We start from the raw sequence: 10,692 nt of genomic DNA, 5'->3' as shown, positions 1-10,692 counted from the left end.
TTTCGTCCTCAGCCGCGACGACGACGTCGAAGCCGTTGTCCGCGAGCACTTTCGCGCATTACACCCTCTTACTTCGCGTAGATGGCGTCGATGTCCGCCGAGTACGTCGTCGCCACGACAGAGCGCTTCAGCTTCAGCGACGGCGTCATCTCGCCGCCGGCCTCGGTGAAGTCGATCGGCAGCACCCGGAACTTGCGGATCGCCTCGGCCTTCGACACCGACTTGTTCGCCTCGTCCACCACGGCCTGGATCTCGGCCAGCAGGTCCGCGTCCTCGATCAGGTCGGGGACCTCGGCCGACGCCGGCTTGCCGTGCGACTCCTTCCACGACGGGAAGAACTCCGGGTCGATCGTGATCAGCGCGCCGATGAACGGCTGCTTGTCACCGACGACCATGCACTGCGAGATCAGCGGGTGCGCCCGGATGCGGTCCTCGAGCTGCGCGGGGGAGACGTTCTTGCCACCGGCGGTGACGATGATCTCCTTCTTGCGGCCCGTGATCTTCAGGAAGCCGTCGGTGTCGAGCTCGCCGATGTCACCGGTGTGGAACCAGCCGTCCTCGAGGGCCTCCTTGGTGGCGGCCTCGTTGTTCCAGTAGCCGGTGAAGACGATGTCGCCCTTGATGAGGATCTCGCCGTCGTCCGCGATCCGGACCGACGTGCCGGGCACCGGCAGGCCGACCGTGCCGACCTTCTCCTGGCCGCGGAACGTCACGCACGCCGCCGCCGACGTCTCCGTCAGGCCGTAGCCCTCGTACACCGGGATGCCCGCGCCGCGGAAGAAGTGCGACAGCCGGTCACCCAGCGGCGCGCCACCGGACACCGCCGCGATCGCCCGGCCACCGAGTGCACCGCGCAGCTTCGCGAACACCAGCTTGTCGAACACCGCGTGCTTGACCCGCAGCACCAGGCCGGGACCGCCGTTGTCCAGCGCGGACGAGTACTCGACGGCGGTCGCCTCGGCCGCGTCGAAGATCTTGCCCTTGCCGCCGGCGTGCGCCTTCTGCTTGGCGCCGTTGTAGACCTTCTCGAACACGCGCGGCACCGCGACGACGAACGTCGGCCGGAACTGGCCCAGGTCCGCGACGAGGTTCTTCACGTCCGCGGTGTGGCCCAGCGTCGCCCGCGAGTACACGCACGCCAGCGCCAGAGCACGCGCCAGGATGTGCGCGAGCGGCAGGAACTCCAGCAGCGAGTTGCCCGCGGTGAGGATCTCCGGGAACCGCGTCAGCGCCGACCGCACCTCGGACAGCAGGTTGCGGTGCGTCAGCGTGCAGCCCTTGGGGCGGCCGGTGGTGCCGGACGTGTAGACGAGCGTCGCCGTCTCGTCCGCCTTCACCTGGCCGCGGCGCTCGTGCACCTGCTCGTCGGTGATCTCGGCACCCAGCGCGGTGAGCTCGTCGACCGCGGCGGCCGCGCCCTCGATCTGCCACACGTGGCGCAGCTCGGGCAGCGTGCCGACGACGTCGTCGACCGAGCCGCGGTGCGCGGACGTCTCGACGAACACCGCCCTCGCACCGGAGTCGGACAGGATCCACTCGATCTGGTCCGCCGACGACGTCTCGTAGATCGGCACGGTGACGCCGCCCGCCGCCCAGATGGCGAAGTCGAGCAGCTGCCACTCGTAGCGGGTCTTGGAGACCAGGCCGATGCGGTCACCGTGCTCGATGCCCGCGGCGATCATGCCCTTGGCGACCGCCATGACCTGCGCGGCGAAGTCACGCGCCGTGATGTCGACCCAGGTGCCGTCGATCTGCCGGCGGAAGCTGACGGCGTTGCCGAAGCGCTCCGCGTTGGCCCACACCATGTCGGTGAGGTTCTCCTCCGGAGCCACTGCGGCCGTGGCGGGGACGCTGAACTCGCGCACGTCAACCTCCGTACGTTTGCTTGTTACTCGCGGGGAAACTTAGCGTGTGATTCCGGCGATACAAAGGTTGGTACGCCCTTCCGTTACCTTTTGACCCCATGGCCAGTGTGGACGTCGTCGACGAGACTTTCCTGGCAGTGCCACCCAGCGTGGTCGCCGCCGCTTTCGCCGCGCCATCGTCGTGGCGGGATTTCTGGCCCGATCTTCAGCTCGACGTCTACGCCGACCGCGGTGAAGAGGGACTGCGCTGGACCGTCGGCGGCGCGCTCGTCGGCACGATGGAGGTCTGGCTCGAGCCGATGCTCGACGGCACCCTGGTGCACTACTTCCTCCGCGCTGATCCGCCCGCCGGTTCGTTCACCCCTCGCACCGCGCTTCGTGAGGTGCAACGCCGGCAGCTCGCCGCGAAGTCCGTTGCTCTGGGCCTGAAGCTGACTCTGGAGGACGGTCGCCCCGCTGGCTGCCCGCCGCACGGGTGATCTTGCTTGACGTGCGTCTCATCCACCTCTTCGTTCCCGGTGAACTAGGTTGGGAAGCGTGCGGGTTCACGTGGTTTCGGATGTGCACGGCAACGCGGAGGCGCTCGCGCGCGCCGGTGACGGGGCGGACGCGCTCGTCGTGCTCGGCGACCTGATCGACTTCGTCGACTACCACGACCATTCCAAGGGGATCCTCGGGCGCGTTTTCGGGCCCGAGAAGGTGGGGATCTTCGCCGAGTTGAGACGCGGAACCAAACGCGCGGACACGGCGGGCTACATCCGGTCCCTCTGGGACGGTCTCGTGGACGCCCGTGCCGTCGTGGAAGAGGCGGTGCTGGAGCAGTACCACGCGTTGTTCGCCGCGATGTCCGCGCCGACGTACGCGACACCGGGCAATGTGGACAGTCCGCACCTGTGGCCGCAGTTCGCCCGCGACGGCGTGCACGTCGTCGACGGCGAGGCGGTGGAGATCGGCGGGCTGCGGTTCGGGTTCGCGGGCGGCGGGCTGATGCCGGCCGGGTTCGTGCGCAACCCCAGCGCGCCGTGGTTCCCGTACCTCCGGACGGAGGAGGACATGGCGTCGGCGTTCGACCGGATGGGACCGGTCGACGTGCTGTGCACGCACATCCCGCCGGCTGTTCCGGACCTGACATATGACGTCGTCGCGCGCCGTCCCGAATGGGGATCGCGGTCCGCGCTGGAGAAGATCGTCCGCGAACGTCCGCGCTGGTCGGTGTTCGGGCACGTGCACCAGCCGTTGGCCCGGCGGGTGCGGATCGGCTACACCGAGTGCGTCAACGTCGGGCACTTCCAGCGCAGCGGCAAGCCTCACGTCCTCAATTGGTAAAGACGCGAGTAACCTCCTCACTCATGGCCGACGAGTCCACGCAGTCCATCGTCATCGACGCTCCGCCTGAGAAGATCATGGCGATCATCGCGGACTTCCCGTCGTACCCGGACTGGGCGAACGGGATGAAGGAAGTCGAGGTTCTCGACACCGGTTCCGACGGCCGTGCGCAGCAGGTGCGGTTCGCGATCGACCAGGGTCCCGTGAAGGACGAGTACACCCTGAAGTACGACTGGGCCGCCGACGGTCTGTCGGTGAAGTGGGAGCTCGTCAAGGGCACCATGCAGAAGGCGCAGCAGGGCAGCTACGTGCTGGCGCCGTCCGGTGCCGGGACCAAGGTCACCTACACGCTGTCGGTGCAGCTGGTGATCCCGATGATCGGGCTGTTCCGCCGCAAGGCCGAGAAGCTGATCCTCGACACCGCGCTCAAGGAGCTCAAGAAGCGCGCGGAGAAGGCGGCTTGAGCCGGGTCCTGCTCTTCACCGGCAAGGGCGGGGTCGGCAAGACGACGCTGGCGGCTGCCACCGCGGCCTCGCTGGCCGCGAACGGCCGCAAGGCTCTCGTGGTGTCGACCGATCCCGCTCACTCGCTGGGCGACGCCCTCGACGTCCGGCTGGGCGCCGCACCGTCCGAAGTAGACACCGCGGACGGGCTTTTCGCGTGCCAGATCGATCCGCGCGGTCTCGTCGACGAGGCCTGGGGCGAGCTGCGCGGGCATCTGCGCACCGTTCTCGCGGGCGCCGGGGTCGACGAGCTCGACGCCGAGGAACTCACCGTGCTGCCGGGCGTCGAGGAGTTGCTCGCGCTGGCGGAGGTGCGGCGGCTGGCGTCGAGCGGGCCGTGGGAGGTCGTGGTCGTCGACTGCGGGCCGACCGCGGAGACGCTGCGGCTGCTGTCGTTGCCCGAGGCGTTCGCGGGCTATCTGGAGAGGCTTTTCCCGACGCACCGGCGGGTGGTGCGCGGGTTGCTGGCCGGTGTGGCGGGTACCGGGACCGTCGAGAAGTGGGACGCGACGGCGGACGCGCTGAGCCGGCTCGCCGAGCGACTGGACTCGTTGCGGACGATGCTCTCGGATCCTTCGTCGTGCTCGGTGCGGCTGGTGCTGACGCCGGAACGGGTCGTGGCCGCCGAGACGCGCCGGACCTTGACCGCGTTGGCGCTGCAGGGAATCCGGGTCGACAGCGTGATCGCGAACCGGCTGGTGCCCTCGCCTGGTTCCGCGCGCGGTGCCGCTGCCACCTGGTTGCGGACGCGGCGGCACGAGCAGGACGCGGTGCTGGCGGAGCTGACCGGGATCGGCGAGATCCGCACGGTCGACCACCGGGCTTCGGAGCCCGTTGGCGTGCCGGCGTTGCTGGAGGTCGCCGCGCAGCTTTACGGCTCGGAGGACCCGCTGCCGGGTGCTTCCGGTGCTGCCGGCGTCTCAGGGTCGCTGCTGGAGGTGTCGGGCAGCGGGCGTGGTCTCGACGCCCGATACTCGCTGCGAATCGCGTTGCCGCTGGCCGACGACACGGACCTCGACCTCGCGCGCGTGGGCGACGACCTCGCGTTGACCATCGACGGCAGGCGTCGGCTCGTGGCGCTGCCGTCGTTGCTGAAGCGCTGCATCGTGACCGGTGCGGAGATGGACTCGGGTGGCGTCACGGTGGGGTTCCGCCCAGACCCCGGGCTTTGGCGCTGATCAGGAGCTTTGGATGACCCAGGACAACACGGGAAAGCTCGCCGAGGAGCTTCGGCTGCTGATCGACACGGCTGCTGAGCGCATGCAGCCGTGGCTGCAGCGGATGGCCGAGGCGGGCGACGGCTCGCACACGCCCGAGACGTGCGGCTGGTGCCCTCTGTGCAACGGTGTGGCGCTGCTGCGTGGCGACCGCTCCGAACTGGCCGCGAAGGCCGCCGAGCACGCCGCCGGTCTGGTGGCGGTGCTCCGCGCGGCCCTGCGCGAACCGGGCGCCCCGCCTCCTCCGCCCGAGCCGACCGGTGGCGTCGGCGAGTCCTCTGACGAGTCTTCGGGGCAGCGGGTGCAGCACATCAAGGTCGTCAGGAAGACCGACTAGTGCTCACCGTCGGAGTGGACATCGGTGGCACCAGCGTGCGCGCGGGCGTCGTGGACGCGCGCGGCTCGGTGCTGGACACCTCACGCGCCCCCACGCCCGCCGGTGAACGGGCTCTCGAAGACGCGATCGTCGCCGCCGTGGAGGAGGTTGCGGACCGCCACGCCGTGAACGCCGTCGGTCTGGCCGTGGCGGGCTTCATCGCCTCCGACCGCCGCACGGTCCGTTTCGCACCGCACCTGGCGTGGCGGCAGGCCGACGTCGCCGACCGCATGAGCGACCGGCTGGGCATGCCCGTCGTCCTGGAGCACGACGCGAATGCCGCCGCCCTGGCCGAACACCGCTTCGGCGCCGCACGTGGCGCCAAGACCGCCGTCCTGGTGGCCATCGGCACAGGCATCGGCGCCGCTTTACTGCTGAACGGCGAGGTCTTCCGCGGCGCGTACGGCGTGGCTCCCGAACTCGGCCACCTGCGCGTGGTCCCCGACGGCCGTCCCTGTCCGTGCGGCAAGAACGGCTGCTGGGAGCGCTATTGCAGCGGCACGGCCTTGTCGGCCACCGCGGTGGAACTGCTCGCCAAGCACCCCGGCGTCTCGACCGTGCTGGCCCGCGAAGCCGCTGGCGACTCCCGCGCGGTGACAGGCCGCCGCGTGGCCGGTGCCGCCCGCGACGGCGACCCCTTGGCCAAGCGCGCGATGGCCGACCTGGCCCGCTGGCTAGGCGAGGGCCTGGCGCTGGTGGCGGACGTCTACGACCCCGAGGTGATCGTCATCGGGGGAGGCGTCTCGGAGTCCGCGCCGATGTTCATGGACGACGCCCGCGAGCGCTACGCCTCCGTGGTGACCGGCGCGGGCCACCGCCCGCTGGCCCGGATCCGCACCGCGCAGCTCGGCGACGACGCCGGAATCGTGGGCGCCGCGACCCTGGCCCGCGAGATGGCCGCCTCGCTGTCCAAGAACAACTCACGCCGCTCCTGAACTGATATATCGCACGGTCAACCGATATATCAGTTTCTGATACCCGCTGACCTGCGCCTTAGCAATGAGACTTTGGACTTCGTCCGCAAAAGACTCGTTGCAAAGGACTGTTCTCAGGCGTGCAGGAGTTGGGCGAGCCGCGTCTTGGCGAAGTCGATGAACGGAACGGCGTCGATCAGCTCGCAGCGGGCGGCCCCGATGACCTGGTGGCTGATCTGTCCCTGTTCGGCCCAGTCGGCGCCCACTCGTGGGAAGTGCGTGTCGTTGTCGTCGCCGACGTCCGGCGCTTCGAGCCAGACCCGTTGCCCCTCGACGACGTAGGGGAAGCGGCGCAACTTCGTGCGATGGCCGCGCACCAGCGACTCGGCGTGGTGCAGGAACGAGTTGCGGTTGTGCCCGACGGCGAGCAACACGATCTGCGCCTCGAGCTCGTAGAGCCTGCTGAACGGTGAGTCCGCCCCCAGCGCATAGGCGAACGGCTGGTGCTCGGTGATGTGTGCCGCGGCCGCACCGAGCGCGGCCACCGAAGCCTGCGGATGACGGCTGCGCAACCGGCCCGGCTCGGCGAGCACGGCGCGGGGCACAGCCCCCATGGACGTCGGAAACTCATCGTGGAACAGGGGTACGCGAGTCCTCGCCACCTCGACGTCGTGGTCGCCGGCGGCACGACAGTCCGGATGCGGATCGGCGATCACGTCGCCGGTGAACGCCGGGACCACGATCGTGCCGGTCCGGCCGACGCACTCCCTCAGCGCGCGCACGATCGTCGCGGCGCCGCCCTCCACCTCGCCGAACGCCGAGACGGACGAGTGCACCACGATCGTCGCGCCCTCGGTCACACCGAGGGCCCGGAAACCTCGGTGCAGAAGATCGAAATCAACCAGCGTCATCGGCCGCCCCGTCCGCCTTGGCAATGAGTCTTTTGACGACGTCGTCAAAAGACTCATTGCAAGGGTGCTGGTCGGCGCAACTGATATATCGATTTGAGGAGTGTCGCGGCGGGCGTGTCGGGGTCTGTTCGCCCGCCGCGAACACCCAGCTCGAACGCCCGGCAGAGGGCCGGGCCGGGGGATCTAGCGGCCGAGCAGGCGCAGGATGCGCGGGCGGCGCTTGGCGCGCTCCGCGTCCTTCTTGCTCAGGGTCGCCAGGGCGCGGGCCATCATCAGGTGCTGCATCTGGTCCATGCCCGACACGGTAAGCATGACCGAATCGTTATCTGAAGGTTTGAGTGGCCGTTATCACGCCGTTACCGAGCGGGACGTGACGTGTCACACCTGGGCGCCGTCGTCCCAGCCCGAGTCCGGTGGCGGGGTGTTGCGCATGCGCAGGATCAGCCAGCCGACGCCCGCGCACAGCGAGACGAGCGAGAGCGGCGTGCCGATGCGCGACTCGAGACCGAAGAGACCGGGGGCGACCAGCAGGACGATGCCCAGCACGAACAGACCGAGCGCGGCGATCGTGGACGCGCGCAGCACGGGGAAGGGCGGGGGCTCCGGCGGGACGTAGTGGTCCTCGTCGGTGCGGTCCCTGTCCTGGTCGCGCCGTTCGGGCTCGTCCAGCGGCTCGGAGGGGATGTCGTCGGCCGCGTCGGCGCGTGCCCTGGGATCGCTGCCGAGATCGCTCTCGGGGCTCGCCTCGTCGAGGTCGAGCCAGTCCTTGCCGACCCCGTCCCGTTCGAGACCCGCGACGATCTCGGCAAAGAGCTCGTCGACGTTCTCGGGGCCGTCGGTCGAGTCGCGCCGGGCGTTCATCCAGAGCCTCCGTGTGCCGCAACCCTCTTGACCCCTCATCGTTGCACGGGCGGGATGTGTTGCGGGTTACGGCAGTCGGCTCAGCAGAGCCGTGACGCACTAACTTGGGATTCGTTGTGTGAGGTGCGGTCGGCTCCGTAGGCTGGTTGTCGGGATCAAGGTTCGGTGTCTAGGGAGGCGCTTCCCGCTGTGCTGTACTGGATCATGAAGCACGTCCTCCTGGGACCGATTCTGCGGCTGTTCTTCCAGCCGAAGATCATCGAGGGCGCCGAGAACATCCCGAAGGAGGGCGGCGCGATCCTGGCGAGCAACCACCTCGCCGTGTCCGACTCCTTCTTCCTGCCGCTGATGCTGTCGCGGCGCGTGACCTTCCCGGCCAAGATCGAGTACTTCACCGGCACCGGGCTCAAGGGCAAGCTGCAGAAGTGGTTCTTCTCCGGCGTCGGCCAGGTGCCGATCGACCGGTCCAGCGCCTCGGCCGCCCAGGGTGCGCTCGACACCGGCGTGCGGATCGTGCGCGAGGGCAAGCTGCTCGGCATCTACCCCGAGGGCACGCGCTCGCCCGATGCCCGCCTGTACAAGGGCAAGGTCGGTGTCGCGTGGATCGCGCTGGAGTCCGGTGCGCCGGTCATCCCGGTGGCGATGTTCGGCACGGACAAGGCCAACCCCATCGGCTCGAAGATGTGGAAGCCGTACCCGATCCGGATCAAGATCGGCAAGCCGCTCGACTTCTCCCGCTACGAGGGGCTGTCGGGCGACCGGTTCGTGCTGCGGTCGATCACCGACGAGATCATGTACGCGTTGATGGAGCTCTCCGGTCAGGAGTACGTCGACGTCTACGCGGCCAAGGCCAAGGAACAGGCCGCGGACGTGCCCGAGCAGGGCAAGAAGCCCGACCGGGTGCCCGAGAAGAAGGCGAGCTGACCGCACCCCTAGGGTGTCGCGGTGCGGTTCTTCTACGACTGTGAGTTCATCGAGGACGGGGTGACGATCGACCTCGTGTCGATCGGTGTGGTCGACGAGGAAGGCCGCGAGTTCTACGCCGTGTCCACCGAGTTCGACCCCGAGCGGGCCGGGCCCTGGGTGCGGCAGAACGTCCTCAACCAGCTGCCGTCGCCCGCCGACAAGGCGTGGCGCAGCCGTGAGCGCATCCGCGAGGACCTGCTGGACTTCCTCGGCGCCCGCAACGCCGCCCGTGACGAGATCGAGCTGTGGGCGTGGTTCGCCGCCTACGACCACGTCGCGCTGGCGCAACTGTGGGGAGCGATGCCGGCGTTGCCGCGTTCGTTGCCGCGGTTCACCCGCGACCTGCGGCAGCGCTGGGACGACGTCGGCAGGCCCAGGCTTCCGGCCCCGCCCGCGGACGCGCACGACGCCCTCGCCGACGCGCGCCACAACCTCGCGCGGTGGAAGGTGATCGAGGAACATCGGCGGAAAATCGGTTTTCCCGTCCGGTAAGTGAGACCCGCGTTGCTGCACCGATACAGCTCGTGAAAGTCTGAGTGACACAGAACACGAGAGATTGGGAAGCAGATGCGCATCGGTGTGCTCACTGGCGGTGGTGACTGCCCCGGTCTGAACGCCGTGATCCGGGCCGTGGTCCGCAAGGGCATCAAGGCACACGGCTGGGAGATCGTCGGGTTCCGCAACGGGTGGCAGGGTCCGATCGAGAACCTGACCAAGGAGATCGGCCTCGCGGACGTCGAGGAGATCCTCACCCGCGGTGGCACGATCCTGGGCTCGTCGCGCACGAACCCGTACAAGGTCGAGGGCGGTGTCGACGCCATCCGCGAGACCATCGCGGCCAACAACATCGACGCCATCGTTGCGATCGGCGGCGAGGACACCCTCGGTGTCGCCAAGCGCCTCACCGATGACGGCATCGGCGTCGTCGGCGTGCCGAAGACGATCGACAACGACCTGGGCGCGACCGACTACACGTTCGGCTTCGACACGGCCGTGCACATCGCGACCGAGGCGATCGACCGTCTCCGCACCACGGCCGAGTCGCACCACCGCGCGCTCGTCGTCGAGGTCATGGGCCGCCACGCGGGCTGGATCGCGCTGCACTCCGGTCTCGCCGGTGGCGCGAACGTCATCCTCGTGCCCGAGCGCCCGTTCAGCGTCGACAAGGTCGTCGGCTACGTCGAGCGCCGCTTCGAGCGCGAGTTCGCGCCGATCATCGTCGTCGCCGAGGGCGCGATTCCCGAGGGCGGCGCCGAGGTGCTGCACTCCGGTGAGCGCGACGCCTTCGGCCACGTCCGTCTCGGCGGCGTCGGTCAGTGGCTCGCGGAGGAGATCGCGGACCGCACAGGCAAGGAGTCCCGCGCGGCCGTGCTCGGCCACATCCAGCGCGGCGGCACGCCGACCGCGTACGACCGCGTGCTCGCGACCCGCTTCGGCCTGCACGCCGTCGACGCCGTCGCGGCCGGTGACTTCGGCACGATGGTCGCGTTGCGCGGCACCGAGATCGTCCGGGTGAAGCTGTCGGAGGCGACGGCCGAGCTCAAGACCGTCCCGACGGAGCGCTACGAAGAGGCCGAGGTCTTCTTCGGCGCCTGATATCCAATATATGGCGGCTCTGCGCTGCGTCGCGGAAGCCACCGATATATCAGTTCACCCGGTTCCCTGAGGAGCCCAGGTCACGGCAGCGGTCTCGGTGAGGGAGTTGAGCGCCCTCTTCATCGCGCCGTACGCCGGCAGGGCGGGGTTCGCGCGG

At 69.2% G+C, this 10,692-nt stretch carries 13 protein-coding genes and 1 pseudogene; 9 read left to right on the top strand and 5 right to left on the bottom strand.

Annotated features, from left to right (window positions below):
• Positions 1-68: 68 nt before the first annotated feature.
• Positions 69-1,865 carry a long-chain fatty acid--CoA ligase gene (locus ABZX92_RS43455; protein WP_355571640.1) on the bottom strand — a complete coding sequence of 599 codons (1,797 nt, stop codon included), beginning with the start codon at positions 1,863-1,865 and terminating at the stop codon, positions 69-71.
• A 98-nt stretch (positions 1,866-1,963) separates the two neighbouring features.
• On the opposite strand from ABZX92_RS43455, the gene ABZX92_RS43450 reads away from it, so the two are divergent.
• Genes ABZX92_RS43450 through ABZX92_RS43425 form a run of 6 tightly spaced genes read left to right on the top strand, consistent with a single transcriptional unit; the run spans position 1,964 to position 6,222 of the window.
• Complete coding sequence (locus tag ABZX92_RS43450; protein ID WP_355571638.1) at positions 1,964-2,344, top strand: polyketide cyclase / dehydrase and lipid transport; 381 nt, start codon at positions 1,964-1,966, stop codon at positions 2,342-2,344.
• A 58-nt stretch (positions 2,345-2,402) separates the two neighbouring features.
• On the top strand, positions 2,403-3,191 hold the full coding sequence (locus ABZX92_RS43445) for a metallophosphoesterase (protein WP_355571636.1): 789 nt from the start codon (positions 2,403-2,405) through the stop codon (positions 3,189-3,191).
• A 23-nt stretch (positions 3,192-3,214) separates the two neighbouring features.
• Complete coding sequence (locus ABZX92_RS43440; RefSeq protein ID WP_355571634.1) at positions 3,215-3,655, top strand: SRPBCC family protein; 441 nt, start codon at positions 3,215-3,217, stop codon at positions 3,653-3,655.
• The gene (locus tag ABZX92_RS43435) at positions 3,652-4,872 is read left to right on the top strand and encodes an ArsA family ATPase (protein ID WP_355571633.1); all 1,221 of its coding nucleotides are present in this window, start codon (positions 3,652-3,654) and stop codon (positions 4,870-4,872) included. Before ABZX92_RS43440 ends, ABZX92_RS43435 begins: the two co-directional genes overlap by 4 nt.
• Positions 4,873-4,885: 13 nt before the next feature.
• Positions 4,886-5,248 carry a hypothetical protein gene (locus tag ABZX92_RS43430; protein ID WP_355571631.1) on the top strand — a complete coding sequence of 121 codons (363 nt, stop codon included), beginning with the start codon at positions 4,886-4,888 and terminating at the stop codon, positions 5,246-5,248.
• Positions 5,248-6,222, top strand: coding sequence for an ROK family glucokinase (locus ABZX92_RS43425; RefSeq protein ID WP_355571630.1), 975 nt, complete (start codon positions 5,248-5,250; stop codon positions 6,220-6,222). Before ABZX92_RS43430 ends, ABZX92_RS43425 begins: the two co-directional genes overlap by 1 nt.
• Before the next feature lie 113 nt (positions 6,223-6,335).
• Here the strand turns inward: ABZX92_RS43425 and ABZX92_RS43420 are convergent, their stop codons facing one another.
• From ABZX92_RS43420 to ABZX92_RS43410, 3 genes are all read right to left on the bottom strand, one after another.
• A complete protein-coding gene (locus ABZX92_RS43420) occupies positions 6,336-7,112 on the bottom strand; it encodes an AAC(3) family N-acetyltransferase (protein WP_355571628.1) in 777 nt (258 codons plus the stop codon).
• Positions 7,113-7,295: 183 nt separating this feature from the next.
• Positions 7,296-7,424: a hypothetical protein gene (locus ABZX92_RS43415; RefSeq protein ID WP_269112237.1), complete on the bottom strand. Its 129-nt coding sequence runs from the start codon at positions 7,422-7,424 to the stop codon at positions 7,296-7,298.
• Between the two features lie 66 nt (positions 7,425-7,490).
• Positions 7,491-7,973: a hypothetical protein gene (locus ABZX92_RS43410; RefSeq protein ID WP_355571626.1), complete on the bottom strand. Its 483-nt coding sequence runs from the start codon at positions 7,971-7,973 to the stop codon at positions 7,491-7,493.
• Positions 7,974-8,162: 189 nt separating this feature from the next.
• Between ABZX92_RS43410 and ABZX92_RS43405 the strand changes: the two genes are divergently transcribed.
• The 3 genes from ABZX92_RS43405 (at position 8,163) to ABZX92_RS43395 (ending at position 10,535) form a co-directional block, all read left to right on the top strand.
• Positions 8,163-8,897: a lysophospholipid acyltransferase family protein gene (locus tag ABZX92_RS43405; RefSeq protein ID WP_355571642.1), complete on the top strand. Its 735-nt coding sequence runs from the start codon at positions 8,163-8,165 to the stop codon at positions 8,895-8,897.
• A gap of 21 nt (positions 8,898-8,918) precedes the next feature.
• Positions 8,919-9,431 (top strand): polyadenylate-specific 3'-exoribonuclease AS, encoded by a 513-nt coding sequence (locus tag ABZX92_RS43400; RefSeq protein WP_355571624.1) that lies wholly within the window; start codon positions 8,919-8,921, stop codon positions 9,429-9,431.
• Between the two features lie 75 nt (positions 9,432-9,506).
• Positions 9,507-10,535, top strand: a complete 1,029-nt coding sequence (locus ABZX92_RS43395; protein WP_355571622.1) for a 6-phosphofructokinase — start codon at positions 9,507-9,509, stop codon at positions 10,533-10,535.
• A gap of 63 nt (positions 10,536-10,598) precedes the next feature.
• Here the strand turns inward: ABZX92_RS43395 and ABZX92_RS43390 are convergent.
• Positions 10,599-10,692: pseudogene (locus ABZX92_RS43390) on the bottom strand (short-chain dehydrogenase); the annotation flags it as partial.

Source organism: Lentzea sp. NPDC006480 (assembly GCF_040611995.1).
In the GTDB taxonomy this organism is placed as follows: Bacteria; Actinomycetota; Actinomycetes; order Mycobacteriales; family Pseudonocardiaceae; genus Lentzea.
The sequence above is the reverse complement of the archived record's forward strand: the minus strand, read 5'-3'. Positions and strand labels throughout refer to the sequence as shown.